Annotated in this window: 16 protein-coding genes, 3 tRNA genes and 1 pseudogene; 5 read left to right on the top strand and 15 right to left on the bottom strand. The window is 69.9% G+C overall.

Translation table 11 applies throughout. From position 1 onward, the window contains the following. Window positions 1-2 precede the first annotated feature (2 nt). From rpoB to FRADC12_RS17365, 10 genes are all read right to left on the bottom strand, one after another. Window positions 3-3,425: a DNA-directed RNA polymerase subunit beta gene (gene rpoB / locus FRADC12_RS17405; protein ID WP_045877446.1), complete on the bottom strand. Its 3,423-nt coding sequence runs from the start codon at window positions 3,423-3,425 to the stop codon at window positions 3-5. Window positions 3,426-5,030: 1,605 nt separating this feature from the next. After that, complete coding sequence (locus FRADC12_RS32390; protein WP_198152952.1) at window positions 5,031-5,501, bottom strand: hypothetical protein; 471 nt, start codon at window positions 5,499-5,501, stop codon at window positions 5,031-5,033. Continuing rightward, complete coding sequence (locus FRADC12_RS32385; RefSeq protein WP_232303860.1) at window positions 5,462-5,977, bottom strand: reverse transcriptase domain-containing protein; 516 nt, start codon at window positions 5,975-5,977, stop codon at window positions 5,462-5,464. Before FRADC12_RS32385 ends, FRADC12_RS32390 begins: the two co-directional genes overlap by 40 nt. Window positions 5,978-6,918: 941 nt before the next feature. Next, window positions 6,919-7,308, bottom strand: coding sequence for a 50S ribosomal protein L7/L12 (gene rplL / locus FRADC12_RS17395; protein ID WP_045877445.1), 390 nt, complete (start codon window positions 7,306-7,308; stop codon window positions 6,919-6,921). A gap of 114 nt (window positions 7,309-7,422) precedes the next feature. Then, window positions 7,423-7,989 carry a 50S ribosomal protein L10 gene (rplJ, locus tag FRADC12_RS17390; RefSeq protein WP_045877444.1) on the bottom strand — a complete coding sequence of 189 codons (567 nt, stop codon included), beginning with the start codon at window positions 7,987-7,989 and terminating at the stop codon, window positions 7,423-7,425. Between the two features lie 663 nt (window positions 7,990-8,652). Further along, complete coding sequence (gene rplA, locus FRADC12_RS17385) at window positions 8,653-9,366, bottom strand: 50S ribosomal protein L1 (protein WP_045877443.1); 714 nt, start codon at window positions 9,364-9,366, stop codon at window positions 8,653-8,655. A gap of 150 nt (window positions 9,367-9,516) precedes the next feature. Beyond that, window positions 9,517-9,951 carry a 50S ribosomal protein L11 gene (gene rplK / locus FRADC12_RS17380; RefSeq protein WP_045877442.1) on the bottom strand — a complete coding sequence of 145 codons (435 nt, stop codon included), beginning with the start codon at window positions 9,949-9,951 and terminating at the stop codon, window positions 9,517-9,519. A 139-nt stretch (window positions 9,952-10,090) separates the two neighbouring features. Continuing rightward, entirely contained in the window at window positions 10,091-10,864 is a 774-nt protein-coding gene (gene nusG / locus FRADC12_RS17375; protein WP_045877441.1) for a transcription termination/antitermination protein NusG, read from the bottom strand. Between the two features lie 289 nt (window positions 10,865-11,153). Then, window positions 11,154-11,333, bottom strand: coding sequence for a preprotein translocase subunit SecE (gene secE / locus FRADC12_RS17370; RefSeq protein WP_198152950.1), 180 nt, complete (start codon window positions 11,331-11,333; stop codon window positions 11,154-11,156). A gap of 100 nt (window positions 11,334-11,433) precedes the next feature. Next, window positions 11,434-11,506, bottom strand: a tRNA-Trp gene (locus FRADC12_RS17365). Window positions 11,507-11,771: 265 nt separating this feature from the next. Here FRADC12_RS17365 and FRADC12_RS17360 point away from each other — a divergent pair. Continuing rightward, window positions 11,772-12,971: a pyridoxal phosphate-dependent aminotransferase gene (locus tag FRADC12_RS17360; RefSeq protein ID WP_045877439.1), complete on the top strand. Its 1,200-nt coding sequence runs from the start codon at window positions 11,772-11,774 to the stop codon at window positions 12,969-12,971. A 168-nt stretch (window positions 12,972-13,139) separates the two neighbouring features. On the opposite strand, the gene FRADC12_RS33260 is transcribed toward FRADC12_RS17360, so the two are convergent. The 5 genes and pseudogenes from FRADC12_RS33260 to FRADC12_RS17340 form a co-directional block, all read right to left on the bottom strand. Then, window positions 13,140-13,556: a MaoC family dehydratase gene (locus tag FRADC12_RS33260; RefSeq protein ID WP_283215140.1), complete on the bottom strand. Its 417-nt coding sequence runs from the start codon at window positions 13,554-13,556 to the stop codon at window positions 13,140-13,142. Window positions 13,557-13,637: 81 nt separating this feature from the next. Next, a pseudogene (locus FRADC12_RS33255) lies at window positions 13,638-14,087 on the bottom strand (FAS1-like dehydratase domain-containing protein); the annotation flags it as partial. A 383-nt stretch (window positions 14,088-14,470) separates the two neighbouring features. Then, entirely contained in the window at window positions 14,471-14,635 is a 165-nt protein-coding gene (rpmG, locus tag FRADC12_RS17350) for a 50S ribosomal protein L33 (protein ID WP_013427341.1), read from the bottom strand. 412 nt (window positions 14,636-15,047) lie between these two features. After that, window positions 15,048-15,121, bottom strand: a tRNA-Met gene (locus FRADC12_RS17345). A 120-nt stretch (window positions 15,122-15,241) separates the two neighbouring features. Next, window positions 15,242-15,314, bottom strand: a tRNA-Thr gene (locus FRADC12_RS17340). A 1,515-nt stretch (window positions 15,315-16,829) separates the two neighbouring features. Here FRADC12_RS17340 and FRADC12_RS17335 point away from each other — a divergent pair. The 4 genes from FRADC12_RS17335 (at window position 16,830) to pyrE (ending at window position 20,146) form a co-directional block, all read left to right on the top strand. Next, the gene (locus FRADC12_RS17335) at window positions 16,830-18,059 is read left to right on the top strand and encodes a GH25 family lysozyme (RefSeq protein WP_045877437.1); all 1,230 of its coding nucleotides are present in this window, start codon (window positions 16,830-16,832) and stop codon (window positions 18,057-18,059) included. A gap of 198 nt (window positions 18,060-18,257) precedes the next feature. Next, window positions 18,258-19,049 (top strand): TIGR01458 family HAD-type hydrolase, encoded by a 792-nt coding sequence (locus FRADC12_RS17330; protein ID WP_045877436.1) that lies wholly within the window; start codon window positions 18,258-18,260, stop codon window positions 19,047-19,049. Beyond that, the gene (locus FRADC12_RS17325) at window positions 19,046-19,510 is read left to right on the top strand and encodes a gamma-glutamylcyclotransferase family protein (protein ID WP_045877435.1); all 465 of its coding nucleotides are present in this window, start codon (window positions 19,046-19,048) and stop codon (window positions 19,508-19,510) included. The genes FRADC12_RS17330 and FRADC12_RS17325 overlap by 4 nt, the downstream gene beginning before the upstream one ends. 99 nt (window positions 19,511-19,609) lie before the next feature. After that, window positions 19,610-20,146, top strand: a complete 537-nt coding sequence (gene pyrE / locus FRADC12_RS17320; protein WP_045877434.1) for an orotate phosphoribosyltransferase — start codon at window positions 19,610-19,612, stop codon at window positions 20,144-20,146. Window positions 20,147-21,275 lie beyond the last annotated feature (1,129 nt).

The following is a 21,275-nucleotide window of genomic DNA, read 5'->3' as shown; positions in this document are numbered from 1 at the left end:
GCTCACACCTCTTCGACGCTGCTCGGCTCCCGCCGGGACAGGTCGATCCCAAGCTCCTCCGCCGCCCGGAACACGTCCTCGTCGGTGTCGCGCATCTCGATCTGGACGCCGTCGCTGGAGAGCACCTCGACGTTCAGGCACAGCGACTGCATTTCCTTGATGAGCACCTTGAAGGACTCGGGGATACCGGGCTCCGGGATGTTCTCGCCCTTGACGATCGCCTCGTAGACCTTGACGCGACCGTGCACGTCGTCGGACTTGATCGTCAGTAGCTCCTGCAGGGCGTAGGCGGCGCCATACGCCTCCAGCGCCCACACCTCCATCTCGCCGAACCGCTGGCCACCGAACTGCGCCTTACCACCCAGCGGCTGCTGAGTGATCATCGAGTAGGGGCCGGTCGAGCGAGCGTGGATCTTGTCGTCGACCAGGTGCAGCAGCTTGAGGATGTAGATGTAACCGACCGCGACCGGGTACGGGTACTGCTCGCCCGTCCGGCCGTCGAACAGCTTGGCCTTGCCGGACGACCCGATCAGCTGGACGCCGTCCCGGTTCGGAAGCGTCGAGTCGAGCAGGCCGGTGATCTCCTCCTCGCGGGCACCGTCGAACACGGGCGTGGCGACGTTGGTGCCGGGCGCGGCCGAGTCGACCCCGATCGAGCGGAGCCGCTCCTTCCACTCCTCGTCACCCGAGTCCACCTGCCAGCCGGTCTTGGCGACCCACCCGAGGTGGGTCTCCAGGATCTGGCCGATGTTCATACGCCGCGGCACACCGTGCGGGTTGAGCACGACGTCGACGGGGGTGCCGTCCTCGAGGAACGGCATGTCCTCCTGCGGCATGATCTTCGCGATGACGCCCTTGTTGCCGTGACGACCGGCGAGCTTGTCACCGTCGGTGATCTTCCGCTTCTGGGCGACGTAGACCCGGACCAGCTCGTTCACGCCGGGCGGGAGCTCGTCGCCGTCCTCACGGGAGAACACCCGGACACCGATGACCTTGCCGGACTCGCCGTGCGGCACCTTCAGCGAGGTGTCCCGGACCTCCCGGGCCTTCTCGCCGAAGATCGCGCGCAGCAGCCGCTCCTCCGGGGTCAGCTCCGTCTCGCCCTTGGGCGTGACCTTGCCGACCAGGACGTCGCCGGGGTTCACCTCGGCGCCGATCCGGATGATGCCGCGCTCGTCGAGGTCCGCGAGGACCTCCTCGGCGACGTTCGGGATGTCGCGGGTGATCTCCTCCGGGCCCAGCTTGGTGTCCCGGGCGTCGACCTCGTGCTCCTCGATGTGGATCGAGGAGAGGACATCGTCCTGGACCAGCCGCTGGGAGAGGATGATCGCGTCCTCGTAGTTGTGCCCCTCCCACGGCATGAAGGCGACCAGCAGGTTCTTGCCGAGCGCCATCTCGCCGTTGTCGGTGCACGGGCCGTCCGCGATCACCTGGCCGGCCTCGACGCGAGCACCCTCGTCGACGATCGGCTTCTGGTTGATGCAGGTGCCCTGGTTGGAGCGGCGGAACTTGGCCAGCCGGTAGGTGCGCCGGGTGCCGTCGTCGTGCATGACGGTGATGTAGTCGGCGGACAGGTCCTCGACCACACCGGCCTGCTGGCAGACGACCACGTCGCCGGCGTCCTTGGCCGCGCGGGCCTCCATGCCGGTGCCGACCAGCGGCGACTCCGAGCGCAGCAGCGGCACGGACTGGCGCTGCATGTTGGAGCCCATGAGCGCGCGGTTCGCGTCGTCGTGCTCCAGGAACGGGATCATGGCGGTCGCGACCGACACCATCTGGCGCGGCGAGACGTCCATGTAGTCGACCTCGTCCGGCGGGATGAACTCGACCTCGCCGCCCTTGCGTCGCACCAGCACCCGGTCCTCGGCGAAGGAGCCGTCCCCGGTCAGCGGGGCGTTCGCCTGGGCGACGACGTGCCGGTCCTCCTCGTCCGCGGTCAGGTAGTCGATCTGGTCGGTGACCCGGCCGGCGACGACCTTGCGGTACGGGGTCTCGACGAAGCCGAACGGGTTGACCCGCGCGAACGTCGACAGCGAGCCGATGAGGCCGATGTTCGGGCCTTCCGGCGTCTCGATCGGGCACATCCGGCCGTAGTGGCTCGGGTGGACGTCCCGGACCTCCATACCGGCCCGCTCACGGGACAGACCACCCGGGCCGAGCGCCGACAGGCGGCGCTTGTGGGTCAGACCGGCCAGCGGGTTGGTCTGGTCCATGAACTGGGACAGCTGGCTGGTGCCGAAGAACTCCTTGATGGAGGCGACGACCGGCCGGATGTTGATCAGGGTCTGCGGCGTGATCGCCTCGACGTCCTGGGTGGTCATCCGCTCACGGACGACCCGCTCCATCCGGGCGAGGCCGAGCCGGACCTGGTTCTGGATCAGCTCGCCGACCGTGCGCAGCCGCCGGTTGCCGAAGTGGTCGATGTCGTCCACTTCGTAGGCCTGGTCGGTGCCCTCGTGCAGCTTCACGACGTACTCGATCGTGCGGACGATGTCGTCCTCGGTGAGCACGCCGGTGGCGCCCTCGACGTGCAGTTCCAGCTTCTTGTTCACCTTGTAGCGGCCGACCTTGGCCAGGTCGTAGCGCTTCGGGTTGAAGAAGAGGTTCTCCAGCAGCGTCTGAGCGGACTCGCGCGTCGGCGGCTCACCCGGCCGCAGCTTGCGGTAGATGTCCAGCAGCGCGTCGTCCTGGCCGGAGGTGTGGTCCTTCTCCAGGGTGACCCGCATCGACGGGTAGTCGCCGAAGCGCTCCAGGATGCGGGCCTCGTCCCAGCCAAGCGCCTTGAGCAGCACGGTGACGGACTGGCGGCGCTTGCGGTCGATGCGGACGCCGACGGTGTCACGCTTGTCGATCTCGAACTCCAGCCAGGCGCCCCGGGACGGGATCACCTTGCAGGAGAACAGGTCCTTGTCAGAGGTCTTGTCGAGAGACTTCTCGAAGTACACCCCGGGCGAGCGGACGAGCTGGCTGACGACCACTCGCTCGGTGCCGTTGATGACGAAGGTGCCCTTCGGGGTCATGAGCGGGAAGTCGCCCATGAACACGGTCTGGCTCTTGATCTCACCGGTGGTGTTGTTGGTGAACTCTGCGGTGACGAACATCGGCGCCGAGAACGTCATGTCCTTGTCCTTGCACTCCTCGACGGAGTACTTGGGCGGCTCGAACCGGTGATCCCGGAACGAAAGGGACATGGAGCCCGAGAAGTCCTCGATCGGAGAGATCTCCTCGAAGACCTCCTCGAGACCAGAAGTCAGCGGAACATCGTCGCGGCCGGCGTCGACGGAGTCCTGGACCCTCTCCTGCCAGGCATCGCTGCCGATCAGCCAGTCGAAGGACTGCGTCTGCAGGGCGAGTAGATCCGGGACCTCAAGGGGCTCGACAATCTTGGCGAACGAGATGCGGGAGGCGGAGCGCGAGGCGGCCAAGGTGGTCCTTCCGGTGGCCTGGCATCGGGCGGGAGATGCCGACGAGCCGTCGGGGTGGTCAGGTGATCAGTGTCTCGCCGCGTTTGGGGGCGGCGTCAGCGGGGTAGTCGGCCGGTGGTCTCGGTGTGAGCACCTCCACTCCCCCTCACGCCAGACATCCGGAGCCCGGGACGTCGGACCCCCGTGACGCGCGACACGCGCGGAGCGGGAGATCCGGGACGTTCCCCGGCATCGGGTCTTGGCGACGCTGGCTGAAGGCCAGCGAGCAGGCAGGCGGTGCTCAGTTGGGCGGGCAGGCGGTCGTGCGGTCCGGATGACCGGCTCGGCCGGACGTGAGACCTCAGAAGCCGCCCCTGACCCGCTCGGGTCGCGCGCAGCGCGACACCGGGTCTGAGAACCGCACCCTGGCAGACGTCACGGCCTCCGGCGAAGCTGTCCCTACGGGAAGCAAGCCGGCGAACCGGGTGCGCTGTTCCCGGTCATCGCACGGGACGCATCAGACGCCGGTCCCGGCGGAGATGGCGGGGCGCCGACGGCCCAGCGGGAGGGATGCCGGCGAGACCACCACGGGTGGCGGGAACGGATCTGACAGGCCCAGTGCAACGAAAAGGACAGCGCAAACTAGCAGTGTAGCCTCAGGCCGCACTGCCGACAAGCCCCGTCGTCATGTTCGTGGTGCACACTCTCGCGCTGTATTTCGGCGATCTTGCTGCCTGCATCCGACCTGCCGTGTTCCCGCCCTGTCCCGCCTTCCTGTCAGCTGCCAGCCCAGGCGCCCGAGGGCACCGCGCGGCCTTCCTGGCCACCGCTTCGCGTCTTCGCCGCCGCTGCCGATCCGAGCCGGCCTCGTCGAGACCCGGCGCGACCGGCCGCGTGCCGCCTGGTTGACGCCGGGCCGGATACCCGCGCGGCGCGCCCTCTACGGGGCGCTCCTCACAGGGCGTTAGCCTGCCCGACTTCGCCAGATCGCGGCGGTGGTCCGCCAAATGATGGAACTCCGTTGTGGGCGATGCAGTCAACCCCTCAGACGGACCCCATGAGCGGTTAGTTACCGATCTGCCGCTCGTGCCGCCCCTGGCCCACTCGCCCGGAAGGCCCGTCGCCGTCGCGCGCCCCGCATCCCGCCAGCCCCGAGTAGTACGCCGGACGGTCCTACCAGCATCGGACAACTCCGCCTGGCCGGCCACCGCACGCGATGTCGATTCGTCGGCGGCCGTCCAGACGCCCCGCCAGGCGCGGCCGCGATCACGCTCGGCCATCCCAGCGCCGGCGGCCGGCACGCGCCCGCCGCGGCCGGCTCCCGCACGCGGTTCCGCGAGCGCCGGTGATGGACCGTAACCCATCTCACCTGGACCGGGCCAGCGCCGGACTCGGCGCGTACCGGCCCCGGGGCATGCCTCGGGGCCCGCCTGGCGCGGCGCGGTGGGCGCGGGTCCGGGCCGGCCCCGGCCAGCGGGGCGAGGAGGCCCTCAGCGGCGCTGCGGCGTTCCGGGGGTGGCCCCGGGGTCCCCGCGGGCCGTGTTCGGCCGCCAGCGGCCAACTCCGCCGCACTGGGCTGACTACCAGCGGCAACCGGCGGACGGAGCGAGACTCAGGCGCGGCGGCCTATGACGACGCCCGGCGCCAGGGCCGCACCCCGCCGACCTCCCACCCGGTCCCGGCGTTCTCCTGATCGCCGTTTCGGCCCTCGGCTGGTCGTAACCGAGGGCTGTTCCGCAGCCACCAGAGGGGCAGAACAGCGATCACAGCGACATTGAGTTTGGCGGGCGCGGAACTGGTGAGCCGGTTGAGCCGGTTGAGCCGGTTGAGCCGGTTGAGCCGGTTGAGCCGGTTGAGCCGGTTGAGCCGGTTGAGCCGGTTGAGCCGGTCAGCCATCGACACCCGCCACCGGCGACTGGTCAACTCCCGCAGCCGTCGCTTGAGCCGCGCGATCGCCTCCGGGGCGACCCGCACCCTCACTCCGTCCCGCGTGAAGTAGAACCCGAAGCCGAGCAGCGTCGCCTTCTGGGCAGGCCGGACCCACGACTTGTCCCGGTTCACCCGCAACCGCTGCCGGTCCTCCACGAACCTGGCCACCGAGTCCAACACCCGCTGGCCAGCCCGCTTCGACCCACGAACACCCGGACATCGTCCGCATAGCGGACGAACCGGTGCCCCCGCTCCCACAACAGCCGGTCCAGGTCGTCCAACATGACGTTCGACAACAACAGCGACAGCGGAGACCCCTGCGGGGTTCCCGCCTCCGTCGGCTGCCTCACACCCTCGACCATGATCCCGGCTTCCAGGTAACGGCGCACAAGCCGCAGCACCCGGCGATCCTCCACCCGGCGCGCGACCCGGGCCATCAACACGTCATGCCCGACCCGGTCGAAGAACCGGTCGAGATCAACGGCAACGACCCATTTCCTCCCCTCGGCCACCGCCCGCCGGGCCACCCGCACCGCCCGATGAGCGGACCGCCCCGGCCGGAACCCGAAACTCGACCCCGAGGAATGCGGATCGAACAGCGGACCCAGCACCTGGGCGAGCACCTGTTGAAGGAACCTGTCCAAAACGGTGGGAACCCCCAGCATCCGCTGCCCGCCCCCAGGCTTCGGGATCACCACCTGGCGGACCGGCGCAGGCCGGTAACTCCCGTATCGAGCGCCTCCCGGACCGCCGGCCAGTGTTCGACCAGCCACGGCCGCAACTCGGCCGTGGTCATCCCGTCCACCCCCGGCGCGCCACGGTTGGCCTCGACACGCCGCAACGCCACCGACAAGGTTCGCCCGCGACCACACCTGGTCCCACAGGCCAGCCATCGGCTCGGAAACAGACTCGGCAGTGCGCGCCGACCAGCCACTACGCCCCACCGTGGTCTCCGACGGATGCACCGTCTCCTCCCACAGCAGCCCCTGACCCGGGGTGACAGCGATCCCCGCGACCGGCACGAGCAACACCCCTCGTCCGCTCATCCTGACGTTCGGCCCTTCCTGCCATCTGACAGATCCCGGCTGGTACTACGACCTCTGCTGACTTCTGCCACAGTCCACGCAGGCCCCATGTGTGCTACGCGCGGACGCACGGATCACGGTGCGGACAGACCTCCCCGGGTAAGAACAGCCGCTGTCCCCCTACGCCCGCCGTGTCCACGTACCAGCCTTCTGGCGATGACGGGCTTCACCTTCCATTGCAGGCTCACCCGACCGGCACGCCTCCTACACGGTTCGTGTCCCTCGGTGCAGGGGTCTCGCCTCGGGCTTCCTCCCAGCCCCACCTCACGGTGACGCCGTCGCCTCCGGCTCGGGGTTGGCACCGCCGCCTCCCCCAGAGGACTTCCACCTCCAAACGACTGCCCATGCCGGGCGCACAACGGGACGGGCCGGCGGCGCGGATGGCGCCGCCGGCCCGGCGGGTGCGCGGCCAGGGTTCCGGCCAGCTCGACGGCAACTCGGATCGGCTACGCCGATCTCGGAGCTACCTCGCCGATCCGGCCGGAACCGCCGCGCGGGGACTACTTGACGGTGACGGTGGCGCCGGCGCCCTCGAGGGCGGCCTTCGCCTTGTCCGCGGCGTCCTTGGCGACCTTCTCCAGGACCGGCTTCGGCGCGCCGTCCACGAGGTCCTTGGCCTCCTTGAGGCCGAGGCTCGTCAGGGCGCGGACCTCCTTGATGACCTGGATCTTCTTGTCACCAGCGGCCTCGAGGATGACGTCGAACTCGTCCTTCTCCTCCTCGGCCGGAGCGGCCTCGGCGCCGCCACCACCGGCGACCGCGGCAACCGCGACCGGCGCGGCGGCGGTGACGCCGAAGGTGTCCTCGAACTGCTTCACGAACTCGGACAGCTCAAGCAGCGTCATTTCCTTGAACGCGTCGAGCAGCTCGACGGTCGAGAGCTTCGCCATGATGGCGGTTCCTTCCTCTACTGATCTTCAGTCGTCTGATGCGGACGGGTCTCGTGCGACGCGACCTGGGTCCGCGGATGGTGCGTGGCGGTCGGCTGGACCGAACGCCCTCGGCTACTCGGCCGCGACAGCCGGCTCAGGCTGGGCGGACGCCTCGGCGGCGCCCTCCGCCTCGCGCTTGGCGCGCAGCGCCTCGGCGAGCCGGGCGGCCTGCGACAGCGGGGCGGCGAACAGACCGACGGCCTTGGCCAGCGAACCGTTCATGGCTCCGGCCAGCTTGGCCAGCAGGACCTCGCGGGACTCCAGGTCGGCGAGCTTGCGGATGTCGTCAGCCGACATCGCCTTGCCCTCGACGAAGCCACCCTTGACGACCAGGGCCTGGTTCGCGCGCGAGAACTCGCGCAGAACCTTCGCCGCCTCGACCGGGTCGCCGCCGACGAACGCGACGCCGGTCGGGCCGACGAGGAGGCCGTCGAGGCCGGTCACGCCGGCACGCTCAGCAGCGATCTTGGTGAGGGTGTTCTTGACGACCGTGTACTTGGTCTTCTCGCCCAGCGACCGACGCAGCTCGGTGAGCTGCGCGACGGTCAGGCCGCGGTACTCGGTCAGGACAGCCGCGGCGGAGTCACGGAACTCCGCGGTGATCTCCGCCACGGCGGCGCTCTTCTCAGGGTTCGCCATGGGGCTCCTTTTGGGAAAGGTGCCGGCCGTCTCCCCAAGGACCCATGAAACAACGAACGCCCCGGCGCAGGCGCTCGGGGCGTGAGACCGCACAAGCCGAACACCCATCAGGCGCCCGTTGCGGCGGTTCGCGTCCGTCACCTGCGCGGGCCGCCCGCATTCTTCCGGGGCCTTCGGCCGTCTCCTGACAGGCAGGCGGACGGCGACCAGCGGTCTTCGGTGTGGAACTGAGCCGAGTCTAGCAACTCTCGAGCCCCACACACTGAGCCGGCCGCCAGAAGGCCATCGTCAGGGCCCGCGCCGGGCGCGGGCTCTACCCTGCCGGCGCAGGTCCCGGGCCTACCACACAGATACCGACCACCGCGGTTCTGCCGAGGTTCTCTCGATCGCGCGGTGCCACCTGTTGGCGTTGATCGCCATTTGTGCCCCTGGTGGTCCCCAGCGGAGCCAGATCACGAGCACCGGAGGACCGAAACAGCGATCAGGCCGGCCGTGGCGGCCATGCCCGGCAGCCTCCGGCCACGAGCGCGCGGCGTCCGGTTACGGGCAACGCGGCGCCGGGCCTCGGGAAAGGCGGCCGGCTTCAGGAATGGCGCGAGCCGTGCCGGTCAGGGACCGGCACGGCTCGCGGAGGGCTGGCTCGCCCGAGGGGACGAACGTACGTCAGTTCGTGGCGTTCTCGAGGAGGTTGCGCAGGCGGTTCGGGTCGACCTGGATGCCGGGGCCCATGGTCGTCGTGACCGTGATCTTCTTCAGGTAGCGGCCCTTGGCGGCGGACGGCTTGACCCGGACGATCTCGTCCAGCGCGGTGCCGTAGTTCTCGACCAGCTGCTCCGGGGTGAAGTTCGTCTTCCCGATGACAATGTGCAGGTTGTTCTGCTTGTCAATCTTAAAGTTGATCTTACCGCCCTTGATCTCCCTGACGACCTTCGTGACGTCGAGGGTCACGGTGCCCGTCTTGGGGTTGGGCATGAGGCCGCGGGGGCCGAGAATTCGAGCGATCCGGCCGACCTTGGCCATCTGGTCGGGGGTCGCGACGGCGGCGTCGAAGTCCAGGAAGCCTTCCTGGATGCGCGCGACGAGGTCGTCACTGCCGACGATGTCGGCGCCGGCGGCCTGCGCCTCGGCGGCCTTCTCACCAGCGGCGAAGACGGCGACCCGCGGCGACTTGCCGGTGCCGTGCGGCAGGTTCACGGTGCCACGGACCATCTGGTCGGCCTTGCGGGCGTCGACGCCGAGCCGGAAGGCGACCTCAACGGTGGCGTCGAACTTGGTGGCCGACGTCTCCCTCGCGAGGCCCACGGCCTCCAGCGGGCTGTACAGCTTGTTCGGGTCGATCTTCTCAGCGGCGGCCTGGTAGGCCTTGCTGCGCTTCATGTGTGCTCCTTGTGGTTCAGGCGGGCTCCCCAGACGCTGTCCGAGGGCCCTCCCACCTGCGTGGCGTCCCACCGTCGGCCGAAGCGCGAGGCGGGGTGTCCGGGACCGGAGCCCCTCGCGATCCGCGTCAGCGGACCGGCGGACGAAGACCTACTTCTCTACCGTGACGCCCATCGACCGGGCGGTGCCGGCGATGATGTTCTCGGCGGCCTCGATCGAGACGGCGTTGAGGTCGGGCATCTTCATGGTGGCGATCTCACGCAGCTGCTTGGCCGACAGCTTCGCGACCTTGTCGCGATGCGGTGCGGCGCTGCCCTTGTCGACACCGGCGGCCTTGAGGATCAGGCGCGCGGCCGGCGGGGTCTTCGTGATGAAGGTGAAGGAACGGTCGTCATAAACCGTGATCTCCACCGGCACGACGTTGCCGACCTGCGACTCGGTGGCCGCGTTGTACTGCTTGACGAACTCCATGATGTTGACGCCGTGTTGGCCGAGCGCCGGGCCAACCGGGGGCGCCGGGGTCGCCTTGCCGGCGTTGATCTGGAGTTTGATCACCGCAGTGATCTTCTTCTTCTTGGGAGGCATCTCGTTCTTCCTTCGGGTGGGCCGGCCCCTGGGTGGACAGCTGAGGCGGGCCCTCGGGGTAGCTACTTATGAAGGATAGCTAGCGGCCAGGCCAGGCCCGCCTCACCCGGACGGTTCAGATCTTGGAAGGACCTGCCGGTCAGATCTTCGCGACCTGGTTGAACTGCAGCTCGACCGGAGTCTCGCGGCCGAAGATGGAGACCAGCACCTTCAGACGCTGGGCGTCCATGTTGATCTCGCTGATGGTAGCCGGCAGGGTGGCGAACGGCCCATCCATCACGGTGACGGACTCGCCGACGTCGAACTCCTGGACCTTGACGGTCTCGACCTTCTTCTCCTTCTTCGCCGGCGGGACGAGGATGGAGAAGACCTCCTCACGGCGTAGCGGGGAGGGCTTGTTGGTCAGGCCGACGAAGCCGGTCACACCGGGGGTGTTGCGGACCGCGGACCAGGACTGGTCGGTCAGGTCCATCCGGACGTAGATATAGCCCGGGTACTTCTTCTGGGTGACCATCTGGCGCTTGCCGTTCTTGACGACCGGCACCTCCTCGAGCGGCACCTCGATCTGGAAGATGTAGTCCTCCATGTTGAGGCTGGAGATCCGGGTCTCGAGGTTCGTCTTGACCTTGTTCTCGTAGCCGGCGTACGAGTGGATCACATACCAGTCGCCCGGCGCCGCTTCGAGGGCGCGGCGCAGCTCGTCCTCGTCCTCCTCGTCGTCGGCCACGGCGGGGCTGGGGGCAGGCGAGCCAGCGGTCAGGTCGTCGGCCGACGCGGCGGACGAGCCATCGCCGTCCAGCTCCGCGCCGGCGTCCGTGCTCGCCACCTCGTCGTTCTCGAACGCCGCGAGCGGGTCAAGGCGTTCGACAGCCTCCCCCTGCTCGGAGGCGGGCTGCTCGGGAGACTGGGACACGGGGACGATCCTTACTCCTATGGTCGCCGCGTGGCGCACAGACGTTCGTGTGCGTCCCTTGGCGGCTGCGCTGGTTCGTGGGGGACTCGGGCTCGCTGGTCGTGGGCTTCCTCTGGTAGACCTTGCTGGCTGGCGCCGTGGGCCGGGCACCTGTTGGCTCGTGCCCGGCGCCGCCCGACTCGCACCGGGCGTCGCCCCGGCCGGCCACCGCCGCGCCGCGGCCGGCTCGGTAGGGCCGGTCGGCGAACCAGCCCGCCGGCCCCCCATTGCTTCCGGTGAGCGGGCGCGGTCAGCCGAAGATCTGGAGCACCAGCTTCGTGAGGCCGAAGTCGAGAGAGGCCACGATCGCGGTCATCACCGACACGAAGACGAGCACGACCACCACGTAGGTGATCAGCTCCGTCCGGCCCGGGTAGATGACCTTCCGCAGCTCCGCCACGACCTCGCGGTAGAACCGAAGCGGTGTCATACGACGCCGCGCGCCGGCCCGCGAGGGCTGCTTGGCCCGCGGAGCCGCGTCACGGGTGTCGGTCGCCACAGCTCCACCACTCTCGATCGTCTGACCTACGCAGGGGCGACAGGACTCGAACCTGCAACCGCCGGTTTTGGAGACCGGTGCTCTACCAATTGAGCCACGCCCCTAGGAGCAACCCGGCCCTGTTCCGGCGGCCGCCCGCGTCCCGTCGGGCTGCCGTCCTCGAGAAACCCTCTGGAGGACGGGGACCACCGACTGCGTTACCGAGCCGGCGAGTCGCCTGGGCGCCTAGTGCTACAGGAACCAGACCCTGACGGGCGCGCGGGTATCCCGTCGATGACGGCCCGAGCGGATCGAGCATACCCCCTCGACGCGGGCGCGCCGCGTCTGGCTCACACGGAGGACCCAACATTTCTGGCAGCATGGTCCTCCATGAGCAGGATCTCGCGCCGCATCGGCGGCATCGCCCCCTCTGCCACCCTCGCCGTCGACGCCACCGCCAAGGCCCTGAAGGCCGCCGGTCGCGACGTCATCGGGTTCGGCGCGGGCGAGCCGGACTTCCCGACCCCCGACCACATCGTGGCGGCGGCCGAGAAGGCCTGCCGAGACCCCCGCATGCACCGTTACACCCCGGCCGGCGGGCTTCCCGAGCTCAAGGAGGCGGTAGCCGAGAAGACCCGGCGGGACTCCGGCCTGGTCGTCGACCCGAGCCAGGTGCTGATCACCAACGGCGGCAAGCAGGCCGTGTACGAGTCGTTCGCCACGCTGCTGGACCCGGGCGACGAGGTGCTGATGCCCGCGCCCTACTGGACGACCTACCCGGAGGCGATCCGGCTGGCCGGCGGCGTGCCGGTCGACGTCGTCACGGGTCCCGAGCAGGGCTACCGGGTGACGGTCGAGCAGCTGGAGGCGGCCCGCACGCCGCGGACGAAGGTGCTGCTGTTCTGCTCGCCGTCGAACCCGACTGGCGCGGTGCACAGCCCCGAGGAGGTCCGCGCGATCGGCCAGTGGGCCGCCGGCGCCGGCCTCTGGGTCATCACCGACGAGATCTACGAGCACCTGGTGTACGGCGACGCGCGCTTCACCTCAATGCCGGTCGCGGTCCCGGAGATCGCCGACCGGTGCGTCGTCCTCAACGGCGTCGCCAAGACGTACGCGATGACCGGCTGGCGGGTGGGCTGGCTGATCGGTCCGGCGGACGTGGTGAAGGCCGCGTCGAACCTGCAGTCGCATCTGTCGTCGAACGTCGCGAACGTCTCCCAGGCCGCCGCGCTGGCCGCCGTCTCCGGCCCGCTGGACGCGGTCGCGCAGATGCGCGAGGCGTTCGACCGGCGGCGGCGCACCATGCACCAGATGCTCAGCGACATCCCCGGCGTGGACTGCCCGCTGCCTGAGGGGGCCTTCTACGCGTACCCGTCGCTGCGCGACGTGGTGGGCCGGACGATTCGCGGCAAGACACCGACGAACTCGAGTGAGCTGTGCCAGGTGATCCTGGAGGAGGTCGGGGTCGCGATCGTGCCTGGTGAGGCGTTCGGGACACCGGGCTATGCCCGCCTGTCCTACGCGCTCGGCGACGGCGAGCTGGCCGAGGGCGTGCGCCGCATCGGCGCGCTGTTGGCGGAGGCGTCCTGATCGAGCGGTGAGAATGCCGGCGGCCACTGTCCCACGGGACGGCGGCCGCCGGCGGATCGCTTGCCGGGAACGCGAAGGCCGGCCGGGTGCCGCGCTTGGCCGGACCGGCCTGACGGCCACGCGCACCGTCAGGCGAGGCGGACGGCCGTCAGGCGAGGCGGACGGCCGTCAGGCGAGGCGGACGGTGGCGCGGGCGGCCATCAGGACCTTGTTGCCGTCCCATCGGACGGTCAGGTTTACGACGGCACGGTTGCCGTCGAGCTTCCTCTCGACGCTGCCACGTACTTCGACGAGCGCGCCGGCATCGTCGTTCGGCACGACGACCGGGGACGAGAACTTGACGCCGTACTCGCAGATGGCGCCCGGATCACCCGCCCAGTCGGTGACGGCCCGGCCGGCGGTCGCCATCGTCAGCATTCCGTGCGCGATGACGCCGGGCAGGCCGACCTCGGCGGCGACCTTCTCGTTCCAGTGGATCGGGTTGAAGTCACCAGAGGCGCCGGCGTAGCGGACGAGGTCCGCGCGGCGAATCCGGAAGGAGGCCGCCGGGAGCTCGGCGCCGACCTCGACGTCGTCGTAACGCACCGTCGAGGCCCGCGCGGAGCTCTCGGGCGAGGTGGGCGGCGCGGGCGGCACGGGCGCCGCGACGCGCACCGGGCCGGCGTTCGGGTCGGCGGTGCCGCGGGAGACCAGGCCGCACAGGCCCATTGCGACCGGCTCGCCAGACGTGGTGCGAAAGTCATAGCCGGCGGTGAGTACCTCGTTCGTCGCGACCGTGCGCAGGCCGGTCAGAGCCGTCACCGCCGTCAGCTCGTCACCGGCCACCACCGGTCGCGACAGGCTGAAGCGCTGCTCACCGTGGACGATCAGCGAGAAGTCCAGGCCAAAGGCCGGGTCGTCGACCGGCAGGCCCAGCGCGCCGGGGATCGCGGCGACGAGGAACGTCGGAGGCGCGACCAGGTCCGGGTAGCCGGCCGTCCTGGCGGCCTCAAGATCGTGGTAGAGCGGGTTCGGGTCCCCGATCGCACGGGCGAACTGTCGGATGTGCTCACGGCCGACCAGGAACGGCGTGCTCGCGGCGAACTCCCGCCCGATGAAGGCCTGGTTCAGCGGCATGAAGGACTCCGATCTGTCTGATGACCCGGCCGGGTCCGGCTAACCCCCTACCAGTACCACGCACCACCCGCACCCATCGGAAGCCGCGCACCCGGCAGAGCAGGCCCCCTCGCGACCATTACGGGCTCGATGCAAGGGGCAACCTCTGGCGGATTCGCTCGCGGCCAGTTTCGGGTTGGACGCGACAAGGCCGGCGACCTCTGGTCGCCGGCCTCTCGCCTAGCGGGCCCGACATCCGTCAGGGCTCAAACGTGTTAATCCCGGACCGGACCGGGCCGATCCAGGACCAGCCCTGGTGAGCCAGGTAAGCCGCCCGAGGTGGGCAGGCCGCCTGGCGCGAGCATCCCGCGACCTGCCCGGAGACTCGCGGTCGCGCCGCGGACCTACCGGGTCTCGCGGTGGTCCGTGTGCTGCCGGCAGTTCGGGCAGAACTTCTTCAGCTCAAGACGGTCTGGGTCATTGCGGCGGTTCTTGCGCGTGATGTAGTTACGGTGCTTGCACACCTGACACGCCAGAGTGATCTTCGGACGAACGTCGGTGGCGGCCACGGCGTGAGCCTCTTCCTGTAGCGGTTTACCAAACGGTCAGACGCCGCGAAGCGGACACCTCTCGTGGGAGGCCCGCCGCTCCACGGCCAGCCGCGCCCGAAGCGCGGCCCAGGTCCGGGGTCACCCCGGACCAGAGTCCAGAAAGAGTCTAGCCGACACCAAAGGGCTCGCCCGAGCAAGCCCCTGACCAGCCCCTAGGCACAGCCAGCCAGCCGCGCTACACGCAAACCCAAGCCGACAAGAACCCCGAGCCCCAGGTACCCAGCCCCCGGGAGCCACCCAACGACCTACGCAACCCAAGCCAACGGGGGGGCGAAGCCCCCCCCCCGACGCGGGGGTTCCAGGGGGTCGCCCCCTGGGAGGACATCCATCAACCGGGAAGTAGCCCGAAGGGCGACGAACAGGTTGACCGTAGCGGTGGCCGGATTTGAACCGGCGACACAGCGATTATGAGCCGCTTGCTCTGCCAGGCTGAGCTACACCGCCTCGAACGCCACATACGGCGGGCGTCCCGACCGGCAGCGTACTGGCTGTAGGCCACACACAACAACGGATTTAGAAGTGGCCATCGATCTTGACCACGACCCGATGCCGGTCGGACCGTCGAGCCCCTTTACGGAATCGAACCGTAGACCTTCTCCTTACCATGGAGACGCTCTGCCGACTGAGCTAAAGGGGCGCTGCTCTCGCCGGACACACGTTACACGATGGCGAGCCGGGTGTGGGAAGCAGGTTGACGCCCTCGGCCGGCCGCCACAGCGTGGGGCTCACCACCATCTCGCGCCGCTCGTTCGCCCCTTGCCGACCCCCTTGCCCGGCCGGCCACGGACGCCGTCAACGCCTCCGCCCCCAGCCCAGCTCTCGCCGCCACGGACGCATCCGAGTCATGCACTGTGGTCCCGAATCCGAGCCACCCACCTCCGCCAGGCATGACGCGACTCGCCAGGTGAGACTCGACCGGGCTCGTCCCAGCTTGAGGCCTCCCGGCCGCCCTGCGGGCTGGGGCCTCGCGGCTCGGCAGCTCCCTGAGCTGGTCCCAGCGCGGCGAACGGTGAGACAAGCCCTGAGCATCGGGCGTCTGGCCCGATTCGAGTCGAGCGGGGTCTTCGGTTCGGTTCCCGTTACGTAGCAGCGCTTTTCACGATGAGGCAGAAACCGGGTACTGGGGTGCGCCACGCCGGGTGCGGGGCCGGACTGGAGGTGGCGGCACTTCGGGGCGTGCGCGGGCACCCGCTGGTTCGGGAAACGTCGCGACATTCTGACTGATCGCAATTGGGGGCATCGACAAACTCCTTGCGAACCGCAGAGTGGTAGCACCGAGTAGCCGAGTTGGCGCTTAGCGTGGTTGACGGCCGTTGACACCCGCTGAGCGGGACGCCCGGCCGCGCTCTGACGAGCGGACCCGAGCAGAACCCGCGACCAGCGAGGGTTGCCCATGCGCCCCATGCCCCACCCCGCCCGGCACCACCAGGACAGCCAGCCGGCGGCCCTCGCCGCCGACGGCGCGGCCAGCGACCGGCCGCCCGGTAACAGCCCGGCGAGGCCCAGGGGCACCGGACCGCACGGCGACCCGGTGGCCGGGCAACCGGGAATCCAGGTGCCGGCCGGCACCCCGCTGCCTCCGGGCACACCGCTGTCCCCCGGAACACCGCTGTCCCCCGGAACACCGCTGTCCCCCGGAACGCAGCTGTCCCCCGGAACGCAGCTGTCCGCCGGCACGCGACCGCAGGCCGGTAGGCCGATGCACGCCGGAGCAACGCTGCCCTCTGAACCGACCCTGCCCCCTGAACTGATGCTGCCCCCGGCAAAGACGCCACCCCGTCAAGCGACACCGCCCGCCGCAAGTGAGTTGCCCCCGGCGCGAACGTCCGCCGACGGCTACCACGTTGCCGTACCGTCGCCCCGCCCGCCAGCCGATCAGCTCTCGGCAGGCCAGCTCTCGGCAGGCCAGCGATCCTCTGGAAAGCTGTCCGCGGACCGGCCAGCCGCCGGACGGCTGTCGGCCAGCGAGCGGCTGCCGGTCCGGACGGCCCAGCAACCTGCGGTGACCGCCACGTTGCAGCCGCAGGTCGCACAGCCCCCCGCAGCCAGTCCGCGGACGGCCCGGCCCTCGACAGTCACGCCCACGGTGACGAGAAGCCCCGTCCCGGCCGACCAGGCCCGCCGCCGTCGGCGCCTGCCGCGAGTAGCCCTGATGGCCATCACCGCGCTCGCGCTCTCGACGACCGCGACCGCGGCGGCGTCGCCGAATCCCGCCTGGCCGAAGGGCGTCGACGTCTCGTCGTGGCAGCACCAGAACGGTGCTGCGATCGACTGGAACGCCGTCAAGGCCGCGGGCAACCAGTTCGCCGTGATCAAGGCGACCGAGGGGACGAACTACACCAACCCGCAGTTCGCGTCGGACAAGGCCGGCGCCCAGGCAGCGGGGCTGACCATCGGCGCCTACCACTACGCCCGGCCGGCCCTGCCGATCTCGACCGCCGTCGACCAGGCGAACTACTTCCTGGCCGCCGTCGGCAACACCAACACGATCGGGCAGTTGGCTCCGGTACTGGACCTGGAGACCACCGGCGGCCTCAGCCCCACCGACCTGACGAAGTGGACGCAGACGTTCCTGCGCACGGTCGAGGGCGCGACCGGGCGGACGCCGATTCTGTATACCTTCCGGTCTTTCTGGACCGACAAGATCGCCAACACGCAGGCGTTCGCGAAGTACCCGCTCTGGTTCGCGATCTACAACAACAACGCCAACCCCGGCCCGCTGCCCGGCGGGTGGCCGAACTGGCTGATCTGGCAGTACGACTCCGGCGGCGCGGTAAGCGGCATCAACGGCCGGGTCGACGTCAACGCGTTCTGCTGCAGCGCGGCCGACCTGAGTGCCAGCGCGAACGGAACCATCGACCAGATCGCCGCCCGGTACGCGGCCGAGCCGCTGCTGCACATCTCGCTGGGCGCCCCGACCCGGGGTGAGGGCCCTGCGGGCGGCGGGCGCTGGCAGCCGTACGCCAACGGGCTGATGTTCTGGTCGGCCGAGACCGGGACCCGGGCCCTGTTCGGACCGATCGCGCAGAAGTACCTGGCGTGGGGTGGCAGCAACGGCTCGCTGGGCCGGCCGCTCGAGGACATCTCGTGGACAACGGCGCCGGATGGGCTGTCGGCCGTGTTCGAGGGCGGCCGGATCTACTGGCACCCGGCCCTGGGCGCGTTCATCGTGCACGGCGAGATCCTGAAGAAGTACCTGGCAGACGGCGGCTCCGGCTCCTGGCTGGGACTGCCGGTCAGCGACGAGTACGACGTCCCCGGCGGCCGCGAGAGCGCCTTCCAGCACGGCAAGCTCACCTGGAACTCCACCACCAACCAGGTCGCGGAGTCACATGACACCGCTCCCGCGTCCGGCGCCGTGGCCGCGGTCGTGGCTCCCTGACCCACGGCCAGGGCGAACCGGCCTCCCCCGCGAGCGATCACGGGGGAGGCCGAGAGCGACCCGGCCGACCGAGCTGGACGGATCGGCGGAGCCGAGCGCCCACCGTGAGCGCGGGGAGCCCGATCCGGGCGTGTTACAGCTGAGTTCCGGGTTGGATGAGCGGGTGGCGCGTGGCCCCAGGGCCGTTACGGTGCCGGCATGGGTTGCCGGGCGGTGTTCCTCGACATCGACGGAGTACTCACCGTCTCCTGGCGACCGCTGCCAGGAGCGGCGCGGGCCGTGCGCCAGATCCGGGACGCCGGCCTCGCCGTGGCGTTCCTGACCAACACGACGTCGCGGACCAGAGCGGCGATCGGCCTGGCACTTCGAGCCGCAGCCATCGACGCACGGGACGACGAGATCATCACCGCGGCCACGACCGGCGCCGCCTACCTGCGCCGACACCATCCAGGCGCCTCGGTTCGCCTGCTCAACAGCGGCGACATCAGCGCCGACCTCGGCGACATCCGGTGGGCCGGTCCGAACGAGCACCCGGACGTGGTCGTCCTGGGCGGGGCGGGGCCCGAGTACAGCCACGCGGCGCTTACCCAGGTACTCCGCGACGTGCTCGCGGGCGCCACGCTCGTCGCGCTGGCCCGCAACCTCTACTGGGCGACCAGCGACGGCATGGCGCTGGACACCGGGGCCTACCTCGCTGGCCTCGAACAGGCGACGAGTACCAAGGCAGAGGTCGTCGGGAAGCCGGCGGCCACGTTCTTCTCGGCCGCCCTCGACCTTGTCGGCGTCACCCCCGGCGAAGCGGTGATGGTCGGCGATGACCTGGTAGGCGACGTGCTTGGCGCGCAGGCCATCGGTCTGACCGGCGTCCTGGTCCGGACCGGAAAGTTCCGCGCGGACGCCCTCGCTACCGCCGACGCCACCCCGGACCACGTCGTCGACTCGATCGCCGACGTCCCCGACCTGCTCGCCGCCGGGCGGCCCGGGACATGAGTGCTCCAGCCGGCCGTAGCCAGCACGAGGCCCCGGCCGACCAGCGCGACGGGCTGGCGCTGTTCGCCTACGGGACCTTGACGTTCGCGCCCGTCGTCGGGGCGCTACTCGGCCGCACGCCGCCGGTCGCCGAGGCCGTCGCGCCCGGCTGGCGGGCGGCCCGGCTTCCCGGCCGGCCTTACCCCGGCCTGGTGCCCGCCCCAGGTGGTCAGGCTCACGGCCTGCTGCTGTCCGGTCTGACGCCGGCCGAATGGGATCTTCTCGACTCCTGGGAGGGCGCCCCCTACCAGGTCCGCCGGGTCCGAACGGCAGCCGCGGAACCGTCGACCGCCGCGACCGGACCGCTCGCCTTCACCTATACCTGGCGCGCCGTCCACGACACCGAGCCCGATGACTGGGACCCGGCCTGGTTCGCCGCCGAATGGCTGGACCGCTACGTCGCCCGTCTCCGCCGCTCCTGAGCCCCGCCGACCGGCGCTCCCGACCTGGTGCTGCCGGCTGGTCACAGCGTTCACAGGTCGGTCCTGACCTGGGGCCGCCGCTCGCTAGAGTCGGCAGGCGTGGGCGACGAAACCGAGATCTCCTTGCTGGCCACCCGGGTCCGGGCCGCGGCACTGTTGACCGGCAGCTTTGTGCTGCGTTCCGGGAAGACGAGCACCGAGTACTTCGACAAGTACCGGTTCGAGGCCGAGCCGGCGCTGCTCGCCGACATCGTCGCCGCCATGGTCCCGCTGGTGCCCGCGCGGGCCGAGCTGCTGGCCGGCCTGGAGCTCGGCGGCGTCCCGCTGGCAACCCTGCTCTCGGCCCGCACCGGCCTGCCGGCCCGTTTCGTCCGCAAGAAGGCCAAGGAGTACGGCACCCGCCAGATCGCCGAGGGCGGCGATTTCGCCGGGAAGCACGTGGTCCTCATCGAGGACGTGGTCACCAGCGGCGGCGCCGTCCTCGACGCGACCAAGGTGCTGCGCGAGCAGGGCGCGACCGTCCAACACGTCGTCTGCGTCATCGACCGTCAGGAGGGCGGCGCGCAGCGGCTGGCCGACCTCGGCCTCACGCTGCACCCCGCTCTCACCAGGGCCCAGCTCGACGCCGTCGCCTGACCGAGCCCACAGCCAGGGCACCTTCCGAGTCGCAGCCACATGCGACGGCCTGATCGACCCGCAGGCAAGTGGCAACCCGACGTTGTCGCCAAGGTCGGGCCCTTCACTTCGATCGCCGCCTCGACCCTCGGATCGCTGCGAAACAGGCCCGGCTGCAACCACCAGAAGGCCGAGACGGCGATCATTGGGACATCTGGACCGGCGGACCTCGTCGGAGGGGGCACTCGCGCGGTGATCGCGTCCACGCATTGTCACGGGAAGCCAGCACCGACCATGATCGGCTGATGTGGACGGCGACGACCTCGCCGGTCGCCGACGGATCGACACCCGCTGGAGACGGGGCCATGATCGCGTCCACGCATTGTCCACGGCCAGCCGGCAACTGCCGCGATCGACCGCGGGTACGGAAAAGGCCCCGATGATCGCTCCCGGGGCCTTTGACCTGCGGTGGTGCAGATACTGCGGGGTAGTGGCAGGTGTTGGGTTCGAACCAACGTAGGCCGAGCCGACAGTTTTACAGAATGTGACCAATTGCCACGGACGGTTACGCCTACCTGTGTCGATGCAGTCTTGCTACGCCCGGGCCAGTGCGACGTGCACGTAGGTACGCCCAAGCGGCACCATGGCGATGTGCACTTCCACGTCACGTCCACGACCAACCGCGACTCGGTGTTGAAGCACGGGCTCGACTGGTCCCAGATGGGCGAAGCCCGCGGTATCGCTGGCAGTCGCAGGCCTGAGGTCTCCGGGGTGTTCCTGTGCCGGGACGAGTCGGAGGCCGACTGGTTCGTCTACCTCAACAACACCGGCGGGCCGGTCGACGTGTGGCAGGTTGACGGCGTACCCGATAGCGATCTAGCGCCTTCGCCGAACGGGTATGCCTACCTTCCCCGTGCCATACCGACGGGCCAACTAACGCTCGTGCACCGCGGCCTTCCGCCCGGCCACCGCCTCGCACGACCATGACCCGACTCGGCTTGCAGGCTTCGAGGGCTCGGCCCTCATGGCTGTGGCGAGCGTGATCCCTTCGGAGTGCCGGCGGGCTTGTCCCTACCTCCGGGTTCTCGGCCGTGCAAGATCCGCCGACACTCCTTGATCCGCTATGAGCTGTGCGGATCTTGCGCGGCCG

This window comes from Pseudofrankia sp. DC12 (genome assembly GCF_000966285.1).
GTDB lineage: Bacteria > Actinomycetota > Actinomycetes > Frankiales > Frankiaceae > Pseudofrankia.
This window is presented reverse-complemented; position numbering and strand designations above follow the sequence as displayed.